This window comes from Steroidobacter sp. (assembly GCF_016790065.1).
Lineage (GTDB): Bacteria > Pseudomonadota > Gammaproteobacteria > Steroidobacterales > Steroidobacteraceae > Steroidobacter.
Map to the genome: position 1 here is coordinate 1 of NZ_JAEUPY010000509.1, position 17,808 is coordinate 17,808.

At 61.3% G+C, this 17,808-nt stretch carries 13 protein-coding genes; 4 read left to right on the top strand and 9 right to left on the bottom strand.

The features are described 5' to 3' along the window. A partial coding sequence (locus JNL55_RS21160; protein WP_293858456.1) for a flagellar biosynthesis protein FlhA occupies positions 1 to 1,238 on the top strand: 1,238 nt, incomplete at its 5' end. A gap of 1 nt (position 1,239) precedes the next feature. On the opposite strand, the gene JNL55_RS21165 is transcribed toward JNL55_RS21160, so the two are convergent. From JNL55_RS21165 to prpB, 6 genes are all read right to left on the bottom strand, one after another. Continuing rightward, positions 1,240 to 1,887, bottom strand: coding sequence for a hypothetical protein (locus JNL55_RS21165; protein ID WP_293858459.1), 648 nt, complete (start codon positions 1,885 to 1,887; stop codon positions 1,240 to 1,242). Positions 1,888 to 2,033: 146 nt separating this feature from the next. Beyond that, the gene (locus tag JNL55_RS21170) at positions 2,034 to 2,930 is read right to left on the bottom strand and encodes a flagellin (protein WP_293858462.1); all 897 of its coding nucleotides are present in this window, start codon (positions 2,928 to 2,930) and stop codon (positions 2,034 to 2,036) included. 149 nt (positions 2,931 to 3,079) lie between these two features. Next, positions 3,080 to 4,261, bottom strand: a complete 1,182-nt coding sequence (gene prpF / locus JNL55_RS21175; protein WP_293858465.1) for a 2-methylaconitate cis-trans isomerase PrpF — start codon at positions 4,259 to 4,261, stop codon at positions 3,080 to 3,082. An 8-nt stretch (positions 4,262 to 4,269) separates the two neighbouring features. Next, on the bottom strand, positions 4,270 to 6,864 hold the full coding sequence (acnD, locus tag JNL55_RS21180) for a Fe/S-dependent 2-methylisocitrate dehydratase AcnD (protein ID WP_293858468.1): 2,595 nt from the start codon (positions 6,862 to 6,864) through the stop codon (positions 4,270 to 4,272). Positions 6,865 to 6,905: 41 nt separating this feature from the next. Next, positions 6,906 to 8,063, bottom strand: a complete 1,158-nt coding sequence (gene prpC / locus JNL55_RS21185; protein WP_293858471.1) for a 2-methylcitrate synthase — start codon at positions 8,061 to 8,063, stop codon at positions 6,906 to 6,908. A gap of 39 nt (positions 8,064 to 8,102) precedes the next feature. Next, on the bottom strand, positions 8,103 to 8,981 hold the full coding sequence (prpB, locus tag JNL55_RS21190) for a methylisocitrate lyase (RefSeq protein ID WP_415923130.1): 879 nt from the start codon (positions 8,979 to 8,981) through the stop codon (positions 8,103 to 8,105). A gap of 203 nt (positions 8,982 to 9,184) precedes the next feature. Between prpB and prpR the strand changes: the two genes are divergently transcribed. After that, on the top strand, positions 9,185 to 11,116 hold the full coding sequence (gene prpR, locus JNL55_RS21195; RefSeq protein WP_293858474.1) for a propionate catabolism operon regulatory protein PrpR: 1,932 nt from the start codon (positions 9,185 to 9,187) through the stop codon (positions 11,114 to 11,116). Here the strand turns inward: prpR and JNL55_RS21200 are convergent. The 3 genes from JNL55_RS21200 to JNL55_RS21210 all read right to left on the bottom strand — a co-directional run bounded on the left by JNL55_RS21200 (position 11,094) and on the right by JNL55_RS21210 (position 15,891). After that, the gene (locus JNL55_RS21200; protein WP_293858477.1) at positions 11,094 to 12,695 is read right to left on the bottom strand and encodes a S41 family peptidase; all 1,602 of its coding nucleotides are present in this window, start codon (positions 12,693 to 12,695) and stop codon (positions 11,094 to 11,096) included. The genes prpR and JNL55_RS21200 overlap by 23 nt on opposite strands. A 112-nt stretch (positions 12,696 to 12,807) precedes the next feature. Next, positions 12,808 to 14,142, bottom strand: a complete 1,335-nt coding sequence (locus JNL55_RS21205) for a M20/M25/M40 family metallo-hydrolase (protein ID WP_293858480.1) — start codon at positions 14,140 to 14,142, stop codon at positions 12,808 to 12,810. A gap of 57 nt (positions 14,143 to 14,199) precedes the next feature. Further along, a complete protein-coding gene (locus JNL55_RS21210; RefSeq protein ID WP_293858483.1) occupies positions 14,200 to 15,891 on the bottom strand; it encodes a serine hydrolase domain-containing protein in 1,692 nt (563 codons plus the stop codon). A gap of 165 nt (positions 15,892 to 16,056) precedes the next feature. On the opposite strand from JNL55_RS21210, the gene JNL55_RS21215 reads away from it, so the two are divergent. Beyond that, on the top strand, positions 16,057 to 16,581 hold the full coding sequence (locus JNL55_RS21215) for an SRPBCC domain-containing protein (protein WP_293858486.1): 525 nt from the start codon (positions 16,057 to 16,059) through the stop codon (positions 16,579 to 16,581). 16 nt (positions 16,582 to 16,597) lie between these two features. Continuing rightward, the coding region (locus JNL55_RS21220) for a glycosyltransferase (RefSeq protein WP_293858489.1) at positions 16,598 to 17,808 on the top strand (1,211 nt) is incomplete at its 3' end.

Sequence of the window (17,808 nt, forward strand, 5' to 3'; positions counted from 1 at the left end):
CGCCGAGCGTGCTGTATGGCGCGGCCGGCATGATGTTGGTGCTGGGTGCGATCCCTGGCATGCCGTGGATGACGTTCCTCGCGTTCGCAGCCGTGCTCGGTTTCGCTGGCTCGCGGATGAGCAAACGTGTGATCGCGCCGGATGAGAATGCAGCTACCGAAGCTGCCGTCATTGCTCAACCCGCCCCTGAGCTGGACTGGCGCAGTCTGCCGTTCGTCGAGCCGCTGTCGGTCAGCGTCGGCTACAAGCTGGTGAATCTGATCGATCGCGGCCAAGGCGCGCCGCTCGAGGTTCGTCTCAAAGGCGTGCGCCAGACCATGAGCGAGTCCATGGGCTTGCTGTTCCCGAACATTGCGGTCCGCGACGATCTGACCTTGCCGCCGACGCAGTACTGCATCCTGCTACACGGCAGCGTCATCGCCGAAGCCGAGGTCTATCCCGACAAGTTGATGGCCATCGCTTCCGCTCAGGTATACGGCGAGATCGATGGCATTCCCGGCATCGAACCCGCGTATGGCATGCCAGTCATCTGGATCTCCGCCAGCGAACGTGCCAATGCGCTCGGCATGGGCTATCAAGTGGTGGACGGCGCGAGCGTCATCGCCACGCACGTTTCAAAGGTGGTTCGTGAGCACATGTCAGAGCTGCTGCGCCATGAAGACGTGCCAGCGTTGCTGGAACGTTTGTCGGCGTTGTCGCCGAAGCTGTCGGCAGCGGTCGAGAAGGCACTCACGCACAGTCAGCTGCTGAAGGTGTTTCGGTTGTTGTTGGCCGAGAATGTGTCGTTGAAAGACATCGTGCCCATCGCCACCACTCTGCTGGAGAGCGCCGACACTACCAAGGACCCCATTCTGCTCGCCGCAGAAGTTCGCTGCGCCTTGCGCCGGCAAATCGTCGCTTCGTTGCTCGGCAAGGCCAGCCAGATGAAGGCGTTCAATCTGACCGGCGAGCTGGAAAACATGCTGCTCGGCTCGCTCAATCAAGCCACCCAGACCGGCAAGATTGCGCTCGATAACTATCCGGTCGATCCGAATCTGTTGTCGCAGCTGCAGACCAACATGCCGGTGATGCGTGAGCAAATGAAGCAACAAGGCGTGCCGCCGCTGCTGCTGGTGATGCCGCAAATTCGTCCCCTGCTCGCCCGCTACGCACGCTTATTCGCGCCGGGGTTGGCGGTGCTGTCGTATAACGAGATTCCGGAGCACAGAGACATCAGCATCATTGGCTCGCTCGGATAACTCAGCCGCGAGGTCGTAGCTGCAGGATCAGGATCGCCGCCTCGGTCGCGGCTCGAAACAACGACGCCGACGGCAACTCGACGGACAGATGCGGCGGCAGCATGGCGGTCGAGTCTTCGTTGACTCCAGTCAACGCCGCATTGCCGTGCGTGACCTGCGCCCGTCGCAATCGTAATCCTGCCCGACTCAACACCGACGCAATGCTCGGCAGCCCCTGCTGAATCGCCAGCAAGCTCGGCCGCTGTTCGCACGCCACCAGCAACTCGATATCGTCTTCCGAAGACTGAACATGCAGCACGATGCTGCCCATCGCAGGTGGCGCGAGTGCGAGCTGCAATGCCAATCGCAACCCACGACGCGCCGGCTTGCGTCGCGTGCGATCGATAGCGACGACCAACCGTAGCATCAGCTGCATTCCCGCCCATGCGTACACCGGCAACAACCAACGGTCGTACGTCGTCGTTGTCGGCATGATCGCCGGCTCACGGAACAGCGCCGCCGTGCCTGCGCGAGCTGCATTCGAATCGGTGCGGGAATAGCTCGCTCGCGTCCATCGTTCTCGAGCGAGAGCGCGCCAGGAGGTAGCCAGCGCGGCCGGATCGGGGAGCTGCCAGCCGATTTGTCGAAGCGCAGCTTGATCCAACTGCATGGCTTTATGTTGAGCCAGCGACTCGATCGTTGCGGAGACTCTGTCCACCGCCATAGATGCCCCAGTTATGTCGCCTTGTCATATATAAAAAGAGCCAACCGCTAGGCACGGTTGGCTCTCGTGCTCAACCAGTAATTACTGGAGGATTACTGCATCAGCGACATCACCAGCTGCGACAAGCTGCTGCTCTGCTTGAGGGCCGAAGTACCGGCCTGCAACAGCAACTGCTTGCTGGTCGAGTTCGACGTTTCCAGGGCATAGTCCACGTCCATGATGCGACCCTTCGAAGCAGTCGTGTTGGTGATCATGTTGCCCAAGTTGTTGTACACGTGGTCGAGGCGGTTCGAAGCGGCACCCAGCTTCGCACGCACCGTGCCGACCGCCGCGATGGCGTCGTTGATGGTGGTGATGATGGTGTTGCCGTCGGTCAACTCGGTGCCCACGCCCGGAGTGGCCAGCGCGTAGTTCGCGCTCACCGCGTCCAGCGCAGTCGCCAGATCTTCCAGGTCGGTTTCAGTGTCGACCACCATCGTCTCGTTTTCGCTGGCGCCGATCTGGAACGTGATACCGCCGGCCGTACCCAGCAAACCAGCGGCCGCACCTGCAGCCGGCACCGCCGTGCCGTCGGCGCTGAACAGCGTCGAGCCGCCGAAGGACGTGCTCTTGATGATGTTCGCGACTTCAGAACCCAGCGCGTCGAACTCGGCCTGCAGCGCTTCCACGTCTTCGGTGGTCGACGAAGCGTTGTACGCTTCGGTCGCCAGATCCTTCATACGCAGCAGCACGTTGGTCAATTCGCTGAACGCGCCTTCGGCAGTCTGCATCATGGAGATGCCGTTCTGCGTATTGCGCTGAGCGACGGCCATGCCGCGGGTCTGCGCATCGAGACGAGTAGCGATCTGCAAGCCGGCGGCGTCGTCCATCGCGCTGTTGACGCGGAAGCCGGTGCCGAGGCGGGTCAAAGAGGTGGTGAGGGACTTCTGGGTGTTGCCGACCGCGTTCTGCGAGGACAGAGCAGCAGCATTAGTGTGAAGAGAAAGCATGTCTAAGACTCCTGGTGGTTGTCGTGTTGAGCGCGACACCATCATCTGTGCCTTGCGCCCTCAGTCACTGAAGGCGGCGGGCCGTTTGGAGTTCTTAAATGGCGACCTCAGGGAAGTTCGTGTGAGCTGCGTCACACTTTACTCAAGCTTCAGCCGGGGACTCGCACCCAGCCTTCCATCAGCACCCGAGCGCTGCGGCTCATGATGGCTTTGGTGACCGTCCATTCACCATCGGCCTGGCTGGCTTCCGCACCCACGCGCAGCGTGCCCGACGGATGACCGAAGCGAACCGTGCTCCGCTCGCCGCCGCCCGCCGCCAGATTGACCAGCGTTCCAGGAATCGCCGCAGCTGTGCCGATGGCGACAGCAGCCGTGCCCATCATGGCGTGATGCAACTTGCCCATGGACAGTGCGCGCACCAGCAAATCCACGTCGCCCGCCTGCACCTGCTTGCCGCTGGAAGAAACATAGCTCTTCGGTGGCGCCACGAACGCGACCTTCGGCGTGTGCTGACGCTTCGCCGCTTCTTCGAGCGTTTTGATCAGGCCCATACGAATCGCACCGTGCGCGCGAATGTTTTCAAACATCGCGAGCGCCTTGGCGTCGCTATTGATGGCTTCCTGTAATTCGGTACCGGTGTAGCCGATGGCGTCGGCATTGACGAAGATGGTCGGAATGCCGGCATTGATCAGCGTCGCCTTGAACGTACCCACGCCAGGCACTTCCAGATCGTCGATCAGCTTGCCGGTAGGAAACATCGAGCCGCCCGCGCCCTCTTCGTCCGCAGCCGGACTGATGAACTCGAGCTGCACTTCAGCGGCCGGAAACGTCACGCCGTCCAACTCGAAATCGCCGGTCTCTTGCACGGCGCCGTCGACGATGGGCACGTGCGCGATGATGGTCTTGCCGATGTTCGCCTGCCAGACGCGCACCACCGCCGTGCCATTCTTGGGAACCCGACTCGGATCGACCAAGCCGTTGCTGATGGCGAACGGCCCGACGGCCGCCGACAGATTGCCGCAGTTACCGCTCCAGTCGACGAACGGTTTATCGATGGACACCTGACCGAACAGATAGTCGATGTCGTGGTCGGCTTGGGTGCTCTTGGACAAGATCACCGTCTTGCTGGTGCTCGACGTGGCGGCCCCCATGCCATCGATCTGCTTTCCGTACGGATCGGGGCTGCCAATCACACGCAGCAGCAACGCGTCGCGCGCTGCGCCCGGCACCTGAGCCGCCGCAGGTAGATCCTGCAGGCGGAAGAACACTCCCTTGCTCGTACCGCCACGCATGTAGGTGGCGGGGATTTTGATCTGAGGTGCGTGAGCCATGATGTTAGTTAGGCAACCTTCGAGGATTCGAGGAAGTCCTGCGCGAATCGTTGCAGGACGCCGCCGGCATCGTAAATGGACACTTCTTCGGCCGTATCGAGACGGCAAGTCACCGCCACTTCGACGCGTTCGCCGTTGCGACGATGGATTACCAACGTCAGATCCGCACGCGGCTTGCGCTCGCCGACGACGTCGTAAGTCTCGGTGCCGTCGATGTTCAGCGTCTTGCGAGTCACGCCCGGCTTGAACTCCAGCGGCAACACGCCCATGCCGATCAAGTTAGTGCGATGGATACGCTCGAAGCCTTCGGCAACGATGACTTCGACACCCGCCAGTCGCACGCCCTTCGCCGCCCAGTCGCGCGACGAACCCTGACCGTAGTCAGCGCCGGCAATGATGATCAGCGGCTGCTTGCGCTCCATGTAGGTCTCGATGGCTTCCCACATGCGAGTGACTTTGCCTTCCGGCTCGACACGAGCCAGCGAGCCTTTCTTCACCTGCCCGTCCACCACGGCCATTTCATTGACCAACTGCGGATTGGCAAACGTCGCACGCTGCGCGGTCAAGTGATCGCCACGATGAGTCGCGTAGGAGTTGAAGTCTTCCTCGGGCAAACCCATCTTGGCCAAATACTCGCCCGCGGCGCTGTCCAACAGAATCGCATTCGACGGCGACAAATGATCCGTCGTGATGTTATCCGGCAGCACCGCCAGCGGACGCATGCCTTTCAACGTCCGCTCACCCGCCAATGCGCCTTCCCAATACGGCGGACGACGGATGTACGTGCTCTGCTCTCGCCAGTTGTACAGCGGGCTGATCTTCACCGAGCTCGCCGCACTCGGCGCGAACATGGGATCGTAGACCTTGCGGAACTGCTCGGGCTTGACGCTCTTGGCGACGATAGCGTCGATTTCCTCATCGGTCGGCCACAGATCTTTGAGCGTGACGGCCTTGCCGTCCTTATCGATGCCCAGCGTGTCCTTCTCGATATCGAACCGAATGGTGCCCGCGATGGCGTACGCCACCACCAGCGGCGGCGACGCGAGGAACGCCTGCTTCGCATACGGATGAATACGGCCGTCGAAGTTGCGATTGCCGGACAACACCGCGGTCGCATACAGGTCGCGGTCGATGATTTCCTGCTGGATCTTCGGATCCAACGCACCCGACATGCCATTACATGTGGTGCAGGCGAACGCGACGATGCCGAAGCCGAGTTGTTCCAACTCAGGCAACAACTTCGCCTCTTCCAAATACAGCTGCACGGCCTTCGAGCCAGGCGCGAGTGATGACTTCACCCACGGCTTGCGAGTGAGACCGCGAGCGTTCGCGTTACGGGCCAACAAGCCAGCGGCAATCACATTGCGTGGGTTGCTGGTGTTAGTGCAGCTGGTGATGGCGGCGATGATCACCGCGCCGTCGGGCATCTGGCCCGGCACTTCTTCCCATTTGCTCGCGATACCGCGCTTGGCCAGATCGCTGGTGGGCAGGCGCTTATGAGGATTCGAAGGGCCGGCCATGTTACGAACCACGGTCGACAGATCGAACTTGAGCACGCGCTCGTATTCAGCCGTCTTCAAGCTGTCGGCCCACAGGCCGGTGTGCTTGGCGTAAGTCTCGACCAGCTTCACCTGCTCATCGGTGCGGCCAGTGAGCTTCAGATAGTCGATGGTCTGCTGATCGATGAAGAACATCGCCGCCGTGGCGCCAAACTCCGGTGTCATGTTGGAAATGGTGGCGCGATCGCCCAGCGTCAGTGCCGCAGCCCCTTCGCCATAGAACTCGATGTATGCACCGACGACCTTCTGGTTACGCAGATACTCGGTCAGCGCCAGCACCACGTCCGTCGCAGTGATGCCAGGAGCGGGTTTGCCGGTCAGTTCGACGCCAACGATATCCGGCAAGCGCATCCACGACGCGCGACCGAGCATCACGTTCTCCGCTTCCAAACCGCCGACGCCGATGGCAATCACGCCAAGAGCGTCGACGTGCGGAGTGTGACTATCGGTACCGACCAACGTGTCCGGGAACGCCACCCCATCCACGCCATGAATCACCGGCGACATCCGCTCCAGATTGATCTGATGCATGATGCCGTTGCCCGGCGGAATCACATCCACGTTACGAAACGCCAGCTTGGTCCAGTTGATGAAATGAAACCGATCGTCGTTGCGACGATCTTCCACCGCGCGGTTCTTTGCGAACGCATTCTTGTCGAAACCGCCGTATTCGACCGCCAGCGAGTGATCGACGATCAGCTGCGTCGGCACCATTGGATTGATCAGCGCAGGATCGCCCCCCTTGTCAGCGATGGCGTCGCGCAAACCCGCCAGATCGACCAGCGCCGTCTGACCCAGGATGTCGTGACACACCACGCGAGCCGGGAACCACGGGAAGTCCAAATCCCGTTTGCGTTCGATCAACTGCTTGAGCGACGCGGTCAACGTTGACGGATCGCAGCGACGAACCAAGTTCTCGGCATGCACGCGCGAGGTGTACGGCAACTTGGCATAGGCGCCGGGCTGGATCGCATCGACCGCTTCGCGCGTATCGAAGTAATCCAGCTCGGTTCCGGGCAGAGGTTTGCGATGAGCGGTGTTCATTAGAGCCTTAGCGATAGCTGGGCGTTAGCTTGGGCGTGAGTTTACTTGCGCTGCTCGATGGGCAGGAACTTCTGATCTTCCGGGCCAGTGTAGTTGGCGCTCGGGCGGATGATCTTACCGTCGATGCGCTGCTCGATGACGTGCGCGCTCCAGCCTGAAGTCCGGGAGATGACGAACAACGGCGTGAACATGGCCGTCGGCACGCCCATCACGTGATAGCTCACCGCGCTGAACCAGTCCAGATTGGGGAACATCTTTTTGATTTCCCACATGGTGGATTCCAGCCGTTCGGCGATGTCGTACATCTTGGTGTTGCCGGCTTCCCTGGACAAATCCAGCGCCACCTGCTTGATCACTTTATTGCGCGGATCGGCAATCGTGTACACCGGATGACCGAAGCCGATGACCACTTCCTTACGCTCGACGCGGGCACGAATGTCCGCCTCGGCTTCGGCAGGCGTGTCATAGCGCTTCTGGATCTCGAACGCCACTTCGTTGGCACCGCCATGCTTCGGGCCACGCAGCGCGCCGATGCCGCCGCAAATTGCCGAGAACATGTCAGAGCCGGTGCCGGCGACGACGCGGGCCGTGAAGGTCGATGCGTTGAATTCATGCTCAGCGTACAGGATCAGCGACGTGTGCATGGCCTTGACCCAGGAGCGCGGCGGCTTCTGCTGATGCAACAGGTGCAGGAAGTGACCACCGATGGAGTCTTCATCCGACTCGGTTTCGATGCGAATGCCGTTGTGCGCGTAGTGATACCAGTACAGCAGCATGGAGCCCAGCGAAGCCATCAGCTTGTCAGCGATGTCGCGCGCGCCGGCATGATTGTGATCGTCCTTCTCCGGGGTCACGCAGCCGAGCACCGAAACGCCCGTGCGCATCACGTCCATCGGATGAGCCGACGGCGGCAACTGTTCGAGCGCAGCTTTCACTGCAGCTGGCAGACCACGCAGTGACTTCAACTTGGTCTTGTAGGCCTTCAGCTCAGCGCCGTTGGGCAACTTGCCATGCACCAGCAAGTGCGCGATTTCTTCGAACTCGGACTGTGCCGCGAGATCCAGGATGTCATAGCCGCGGTAGTGCAAATCGTTACCGCTGCGACCGACCGTACAAAGCGCGGTATTGCCGGCGACGGTGCCGGACAGGGCAACTGACTTTTTGGGTTTGAAGCCGGTCGGGGCTGGCGTATCGGTCATCTACAGTCTCCTTCGCATCAATCTATTTTAGTTTGTAAGTTACTTTTTGGCCTTGAACAGCGCGTCGAGGTGCTGTTCGTAGGCGTGATAACCAATGCGCTCGTACAGCTCTTCACGCGTCTGCATCGAGTCGACGACGTTGCGCTGATGGCCATCGCGGCGAATGGCTTCATACACGTTCTCCGCTGCCTTGTTCATGGCTCGGAACGCGCTGAGCGGATACAACACCATCGCGACTCCCGCGCTCTTCAGCTCAGGTACGGTGAACAGCGGCGTCTTGCCGAACTCGGTGATGTTGGCGAGCACTGGCACCTTCACCGCGTCGACGAACTTCTGATAGGTCGGCAAGTCGTAAGCGGCTTCGGCGAAGATGGCGTCGGCACCAGCTTCGACACACTTGATGGAGCGCTCGATGGCAGCGTCGATGCCGAACGAAGCAATCGCATCGGTACGCGCGATCAAATAGAAATTGGGATCGGTCTTGGCATCGGCGGCCGCTTTTACGCGATCCACCATCTCTTCGGTGGACACCAGTTCCTTACCAGGGCGATGACCGCAGCGTTTCGCACCGACCTGATCTTCGATGTGACAGGCGGCAGCGCCGAATTTGATCAAGCTCTTCACGGTGCGAGCGATGTTGAACGCGCTCGGGCCAAAGCCGGTGTCGATGTCGACCAGCAACGGCAGATCGCACACATCGGTGATGCGGCGAATGTCGGTCAATACGTCGTCGAGGTTGTTGATGCCCAGGTCCGGCATGCCCAACGAACCGGCCGCGACACCGCCACCGGACAGGTAGATCGCGCGGTAGCCAGCCCGCTTCGCGAGCAGCGCGTGGTTCGCATTGATGGTGCCCACGATCTGCAGCGGCTGCTCAGCCGCCAGCGCCGAGCGAAAGTTGGATCCAGCGGAAGCCATGGCAATCTCCTAGGAAAAATCGGGTTGCAAAGGGAGAGCAAGACTTATGCCACGCGCCCGCCCGCGCCAGCCGGGATTAACCCATTGATTTAACTGTCAATACCCATTTAGCTTCGAGCTGAGTCGAACTGGCGGTTTCAATCACGAAACATTACAGTTGCATCTGTGAAACCGAATGCAACCGGCACCCCAGCTCTCTATATATGAATGCCCAAGCCACCCGCCTCAACGAGCCGCCCCGCATCGTCGCGGTCAGCCTGCATCGGCTGAAGGATCTGCTTCGCGACCTCGCACCGACTTACGCCCAAACCGCCCGGGTCGAGGTGCTCGATAGCGGTTACGAGACCGCCGTCGAACACATTCGCGAGCTGAGCCGGTCGCAGCCCATCGATGTGCTGGTGGCCGCGGGTTCCAACGGCGCGTATCTGCGGCAACACGTCGACTTGCCGGTGGTGCTGGTGCGGGTGGGCGGCTTCGATATTTTGAGTGCCCTCGCCCGAGCTCGCAGCATCTCCTCACGAATAGCACTGGTCACTCACGGCGCGTTGCCGGTGGAACTCGAACGCTTCAACGAATTGTTCGGCCTGGGCATCGAGCAACGCAGTTATCGCACCACCGACGACGCCAGAAATTGTGTGCGTGAGCTACGCGCTCGTGGCATCGAAGTCGTCGTCGCGCCCGGGTTGGTCACCGATCTCGCCGAGGCCGAAGGCATGGCGAGCGTGTTTCTATATTCGGAAGACGCTGTGCGCGAAGCGCTCGACGATGCCATCGAAATGGCGCGACTCGCACGAATGGAAGGCGCCAAACGCGAGCGCCTGAACACCATTCTCGGCCAGCTGCGCGATGGCGTTGTAGCCGTCGACATGAGCGAGCGAATCGAGACCTTGAATCCCGCGATGGCGCGACTGCTGGAACGGCCAGCCGCGGATCTCATCGGCCGCAAACTTAGCGATGTCGCTCCTGAGCTGTCGTTGGAGCGGACGCTGCGTCAACCGCGAGCTGAAATCGATGAGCTGCAGAAGCTCGGCGCGCGGCCTGTGCTGACGAGTCGCCTGCCTATTACCGAGCAAGGTGCACAGACCGGCGCCGTGCTCACCTGTCAGGATCCAGAATCCATTCAGCGCGTGGACCGCGACCTGCGTGCGCGTCGACACAAGCCGGCGACCAATGTTCGCTATCGATTGACCGATCTGGTCGGCACCAGCCCCGGCATCGTCCACACCCGCTCGCTCGCAGCTCAATACGCGCGCAGCGATGCGACGGTGTTGGTCTTCGGCGAAAGCGGCACCGGTAAAGAACTGCTCGCACAAGGCATTCACGCTGCGAGCAAGCGCGCCAATCAACCGTTCATCGCCATCAACTGCGGCGCGTTTCCTGAATCGTTGCTGGAAAGCGAGTTGTTCGGCTACGAAGAAGGCGCGTTCACCGGCGCGCGGCGCGGCGGCAAGCTCGGTCTGTTCGAAGCGGCACACACCGGCACCATCTTCCTGGACGAGATCGGCGAAATGCCGGTCTCGCTGCAAACCCGACTGCTGCGCGTGCTACAGGAAAAAGAAATATTGCGAGTCGGCGCCATCGAGCCCACTCGTGTCGACGTTCGTGTCATCGCTGCAACTCATCGCGATCTGAGCGAACGCATCCTCACCGGCGACTTCCGTCGAGATCTCTACTATCGCTTGAACATCCTGCGACTGGAGTTGCCGGGCCTGCGCGAGCGCCGGCAGGATATTCCGGAACTCACGTCGCATCTGGCGAGAAAGATCGCCGCACGCACCGGCATCGATATAGAAAACGATGCACGCGTGCAGAAGCTGTTAGACGCAGCCCGAAGCTACGAATGGCCAGGCAATGTGCGTGAGCTAGAGAATCTACTGGAGCGTGTAGCGATGCTGGCGAGCTCAGGCGATGCGGCACTCGGCGACATGCAACTGCGCGAGTTGATGCCGGAGATTGCGGGCATCGCCGCCGTCAAACCCACATCGACGATCTCAGCGCATCGAACCGAATCGGAGCTCGACTTGATTCGACGCGTGCTCGAAGAAAGCGATGGCTCTTACGCCAAAGCGAGCGAGCGGCTGGGCGTCAGCCGCACGACGCTGTGGCGCAAGCTCAAAAAGCAATCCCAGTCTTAGGCTTCTCGACGATACGGTTTTCGCGCGCCGGCGACTTGACCATCACGCCTTCGCTAGCCGACAACGTTTGTTTCGACGTGACCCCAGGGATCGGCGCAACGCCGCTCGCCGTGGGACAGGCCGCAGTTGAATTGCCGCTCGCTCGGAACGCCAACGCAGCCGCCAGGCGACGCTCGGTCGCATCGCCCAACGCCTTGGTGAAATCGTCCGACACCGAACAGCCCTGCAAGTCGACGCTACCCACATCAGGAGAATTTGCCGGTGTGAAGCCATCTGGATAATTGCCGAAGTTGTCGGCGTTGCGACCTTCGAACTGAATCGAAAAATACGTCGTGCCGCAATTGTCCTGCGGATAGAAACCATACGGCTTGCCGCAAGTCGTCGAACCGATCTGATACACCTGCACGCCGACGCCACGCAGACCGTTGATGATGGACTCGCTCGCCGAGCAAGTGCCGCCGCTGGTGATGACATAGACCCGCGACAAATTCAGCGTCGGCAACGCAGAGCCCTGCGTCGCGGAGAAACCCTGTGCCGTCGTATGAAACGGCGTCGGCGTCAGCGCCTGACCGGTGATGGGATTGGTGCTGGGATTCTTGTCGTTGAACACCAGTCGCTCGAACGGCCGGCCGGCAATGTTGGCGCTGCCGGCAATCATGTAGCTCAGCTCGCTGGCGATATCCAGATAACCGCCGCCGTTGTAACGCAGATCCAGAATCAAATCGTCGACCCCGGCCGTGCGCAGCGAGTTGATCGCCGTGATCAACTGACCTTCGGCCGTGGCGATGTGATCGTTGAACAACAAATAACCGACGGTATCGCCCGATTGGTTGATGGTGCTGCTGACCAACACCGGCGTGTGAGTGATGGCCGCGCTGGTCAGAGAGATGCTGCGAGTGACGCCGGAAACTTCACGAATGGTGAACGTATGTGTTTCGCCAGCGGTCGCCGGAAACAGCGCCGCGTTCAGCTGATCGACCGCGGAACTGGTGCCGGCGTTGACCATATCCACGCCGTCCGCCATCAATATTTCAGCACCCCGCGGCACATTCTGAACAGCGGCCGGTGTGTTCGGCTCGGTGTAAGCGACAACTAATTGACGCGGTGGCGCGCTGGCCAGAATCACCCATTCCACGCCGTAGCCGACCGCGACACCCGATTGGGACAGCTGCTGCCATTCCTCGGTCGAATACGTGAAATGGAATCGATCCTTGGCACGCCCGGAAGCTGTGGTCTGATTGGTCTTCAACAGGTCGAAATAATCGTCGGTGGACCAGCTGGACGGATTGGTATCCGTCACCTCGGAATACCAAAGGTAGGTTTCATTGGTCCAAGAGCGCAGAAACATGTTCTCGAGGAGCGTGGAACCGCTGCGATCACTGGTGCCAGCGCGCGGCGCGGCGCATTGATCCGCCAACGTGGAGGACGCTGCGAACGAGCCCGGCGTGTAGGTGGTGTTACCTGAACCGCCCGTACCTACGGCACCGCCAAGCGTTCCACTGCCACCACCGCCGCCACCGCAACCCGCCAAAAAGCCCAACGCAACCAGCAACAACGCGCCTCGTGCCTGCAACTCCATACGCCTCGCGCTCCCTGGGTTTCGATGAGCGTTTTGTACTATAGATGTCGCACTAGGAATAGTAATTCGACACACATTTGTCGGCTTGTCGGCGCCCGACGTCAGGTAGCCATCAGGGGCGTCGCGGCAGCAAGGGTTTGGGGCCACCCTCGACGCCTACCAGCGCCAGCGACGTGAGCAACAGGCCCTGCGGCCCGAGCCAGGCATTCACCGGTTCATACCATTCATCTAACGAATGCGCCTTATCGGCCAGGCCGCCGCCCGAGGCCGTGATGGCCGGAATGCCCAAGCCCATCGGAACGTTCGCGTCGGTGCTGCCTGCAATCGCCGTTGGCGCCTTCTGACCAAGTGCCACCCACGCGCCGCTCCAAGCTGAAGCCACGGGATTGTCGCTGCTGCCTGCGCCGGCCGGGCGGTCACCGAGCAATGTGCGCTCAACTCGCACCGGCTCTGCACCCCAGCGCTTGCCCTCTTCCACGCCGGCACGATCTGCCGCCGCCATGATTTGGGCTTCCAACGCCGCCAACGCGCTCGAAGATTCGGAACGAATATCGAGCTGCAGCTGGGCCTTCTCAGCGATGGCGTTGATGGCCGTGCCGCCGGAAACAATCGCAACGGTGAATGTGGTCTTCGGTTCAGTCGGCGCCTGCAGATCGGAGATGGCGCTGATGGCCCGCCCCAGCGCATGCACGGCACTCGGCGAGCCGAAGTTTTCGTAACTGTGGCCACCGGGACCGATGAAGTTGATCTGCCAGCGACGGCTGCCCACCGCACGCGTGATGACTTCACTATCGCCAGGCGGTGTGCGCGGCGAGTCCATGCTGTCCACCGAGATGAAACCGTCCAGGCCTTTGGTATTCTGGAACAGCGCTTTCACGCCACGCAGATTACCCAGACCTTCTTCGCCCACCGTCGCGACGATCAGCAGATCGCCCTGAGTGCGCAGCTTGTTTTCCTGCAGAGCGCGTAACGTGGTCAGCAGAACGGACAGACCGCGAGCGTCGTCGCTGATGCCGGCACCGTGATAACGATTGCCTTCCTTGCGCACCTTCACGTCGGTGCCTTCGCCGAACACGGAATCCAGATGCGCTGAAATCACCAACGTCGGGCCGTTGCGGCTCGCGCCCGGACGCCGGGCGACTACGTTGCCCTCGGCGTCGGTGACGATGTCTTGCAGACCCAGTGCACGCAGACGACGGGTGAAGTCCTCGGCTCGCTGCTGCTCTTTGCGGCCAGGTGCCGGGATCTCGGCAATCTCGACCTGCTCGCGCATCGTGCGCTCGTCTTCGCGACGAATCTGTTCCAGCGCCGCCTTCACGGCGGGCTTGCCGGTAATGGTCTTGTAAGTCTTAGACGCGTCCGCAGCTTGCGCGGTCGGCGCCAACACAGCACTCGAGAGCCAAACCACGCTGGCGAGCGCGAAGCTCGCCGCCTTCAAAGATCCCATCGATGTCGATTCCGACTGGCGCCCGAGGCGGAGCCGGAATCATAGCGGATGCGAGGCCTAGCGCTTCGCCAATAAGGTGGCGGTCGAACCAAATCGGAGCCGGAGGCCGGTCGGCTGGCCGGCGCTATTGCGGACCACCGTCACCTCCAAGCCTTCGAGAGCACCGTCCTGGGCTTCGAAGCGGTCTCGAGTAGTCGGCTGCAGCGCCTGCGGCGCATCCAGGTACAGCGAGCGCAACGTGACCTTGCCGGCATCGATGCTGACCGAGTAGCTGGTGTCGATTTCTTCGCCGTAATATACGCCAGTGAGTGTCGCCAGCTCGCTGGCCGCAGGCGTGAACGGCGACACGCGAGCCAGACGCTGGACCCGCTCGCCATCGTTGGACTTGCCGATCACATCGATGCCAACCGTCGCGCCCTGCTGTTGAGCGGCTCGATAGCGCGTCGAATCCCGATCGCCGACCGTGAACGTGCCGTCGGCCCAGAACTTGGCTGCCCCCTGGTCATGACCTTCGGCGGCGAAGATCAGCTGCGTGCCGTCCTGACGCACGGTCAACATCGGCCCTTCGCTGCCCAGATAGGTGCCCGCCAGGCCGGCGAGCACGGTGGCTTTCGGCGTGATGCTGGCCGGCTTCTTGGGCGCCTTGACCGCTTTCGGCTGCAGATAAATTTTCGCAATCTGCTCGACCGCCGGCTCGAAGTTGTAGGAATGATTGGCCAGCACCACCACGGCAAAGTCATCGTCCGGGAAGAACACAAAGACGGTGCGGAAACCGGAGATGCCGCCGGTATGGGTCACGACACGATGGCCGATGACTTCCTGGCGTGTGAGACCGAAGCCGTAGTTCACCGGCGTGCCATCGCGAAGCGCTGCCGGCGCCGACAGCTGCTCGATGAACTGCGCGTCGCCAACCACCGGATGTGCGAAGTTGCCGGCCCACTTGGCCAGATCACCGACCGTCGACAACACGTTGCCTGGACCGACCGCGACTCGATTGTAGACAGCCCGCGCCCACGGCCGGCCGGCTTCCTCGCCGCGTTCATAGCCCGCTGCGTAGCCCGGCTCGATTCTGGACAGATCGTCGCGAACCCGCGTGTCGTTCATGCCCAGCGGCTTGAACAAGCGCTCTTTCATGAACTCATTGAGCGACTTGCCGGCCGCCGCCTGCACGACTTCGGCAAGCAGCGCGTAGCCCGAGTTCGAATACGCATAGCGCGTGCCCGGCTGGAAATTCAAACCCCGTTGCCGCTCGAGAATGGCGATGGCATGACGCTGCCGAATCAAGCTCTGATCGTCATGACCGCTCAACGCCGCGAGCGCGATGTAGTCACGGATGCCCGACGTGTGATGAATCAGATCGGCCACGGTGATGCGCGTACCGAGGTCAGGCTGGTTGGGCAAATACTTGCGAATGTCAGCTTGCAGATCGAGCTTGCCTTCGCGAGCCAGCAACGCCGCGGAGACCGCAGTGAACTGCTTCGAGACGCTGGCGAGATTGAATACCGTGTCGGCGGTGATGGGCGTGCCGGCGTCCAGATTCGCCATGCCATAGCCCTGCGAATAGACCAGCTTGCCGCCCTGATAAATACCGACCGCCGCACCAGGACGATCGTTGCCGCGCAGGGGCGCAAACACCGCATCCACCGCCGCCGCTCGATTCGGCTCCGAGGCGATCGAGACGACGCTGACACTCAGCAACAACGCGGCAGACCAGCCAGCGACCCAGCGAGACAATGATCTATTCCACATGGACGGCGTTCCCAATGATGAGCTTGGGCGCGTACTCGCCCTGCTCAATTTATAGCCCAGACGCTCCGCGACCGACTCACGAGCGACGGCCGCAGACTATCGAGAACGCGCCAAGGCTCGAACAGCGAATCCGCTAAGATGGGCGCCTGAAGGAGGGCTCGAGTGATGACCAAGCCACAGCTGCATGACCAGGGCGACATCTCCACCGCGTCCTGCGTGACGTTTACGCGCCTGCTGCCCGGGCCGATAGAGCGCGTGTGGTCGTACATTGCCGAGCCGGAGAAGTTGCCGGCGTGGTTCGGTGAAGGCGCAACGATTGAGGCTCGCCAAGGAGGTAAGGTCAGTCTGATGAATGGCCACATTCGCGGTGTGGTCACGCAGTGGTTGCCACCACATAAGCTGGTTTATACGTGGAATGTGTTCGAACCTGCTGCGGCCGACGATGCGGCCTCGGCGTACCCCGAGTCCTATCCCACCTTCGAACTGGAGCCGTACTCCGACGGCGTGCTGTTGACGTTCAAACATTTTCCCGTGTTGGAGCGCTTCGTCGCGCAGAACGCCATGGGCTGGCACACCATGCTCGACATCATGAGCGCTGGCGTGAAGAACGAGCCCATCGCCGATCGCTCGGTCTATTTCAAGAAGAACGCCGCACTGTACGGCGTGGACCTGGCTCAGCTGACGAAATAGAGCGCTGCTGGAAAGAATGAAGTATTTGATCCTGACTTATGGGACGGAGGGCGATACCCGTCCGCTCTCAGCGCTGGGCCGCGGTTTGATGGATGCGGGTCACGACGTTCATTTGCTGGCCGATGGCGCAACGTTGGGAACCGCGGCCGCGCTTGGCGTGCCTGCGACGCCGATTGCAGGCGACATTCGCGAAACGCTGCAACCGTCAGGTTCAGCGAAGAAGAGCGACTACAACACCATGGCCCGCGAGTTGGCGCAGCTCTCCAATGAAAACGCCGAACATTGGTTGCGAGCCACGGTGAACGCAGGGCGCGACTGCGATGCCATCTTGGTTTCGGGCCTCGCAGGTTTCATAGGTTTGTCCGCCGCGGAATATCTTGGTGTGAAAGCCATCGGCGCCGGCATGTTTCCACTCACGCCCACGGCCGAGTTCGCTTCACCGTTATTGCCGCCCGGGAAGCTGCCGCGATTCCTCAACAAGTTCAGCTACCACTTGATCAACGGCCTGGTGTGGAGAGTCTTTCGCAAAGCCACCAACTCAGCTCGTGCCAAGGTGTGCGGCCTGCCGCCCAGAAAAAACATCTGGACCGATCACCCGATCTTGTACGGCGTGTCCCCTTCCCTGTTGCCGCGTCCAGCCGATTGGCCCAGCAACATTTCTGTATGCGGCCAATGGCTGGCGCCGGCGAAGCATTGGACCCCGCCCGACGCACTCAACGAATTTCTCAGCGCCGGCGCAGCGCCCATCTACATCGGCTTCGGCAGCATGGCCGGGTTCGATACCAAACAATTGCTCGCAACACTGGTGGGTGGCCTGGCTGGCCGTCGCGCGCTGTTCTATCCAGGATGGAGCGGCTTGGATACTTCGCAGCTGCCAGCAAACATCTTCGTCGTCGGCGACACACCCCACGACGCATTGTTTCCGCGAGTCTCGATGGCCGTCCATCATGGCGGCTCCGGCACCACTCACTCCGCGGCTCGCGCCGGCATCCCTTCGGTGGTCGTGCCGTTCGCTGGTGATCAGTTCTTCTGGGCCGACCGCCTGCATCGCGCCGGCGTGGGCGCCAAACTCCCGGGCTGGAAAGCACTAAACGCCGACTCTCTCGCAGCCAGCATCCAATTCGCGAGTCGCGATGACGTACGCGCCAATGCCAGCGCGATGGGTGAACGGATGCGGGCCGAGAACGGCGTCAAGAACGCGGTCTCGACTATAGAGGTAATGACGGG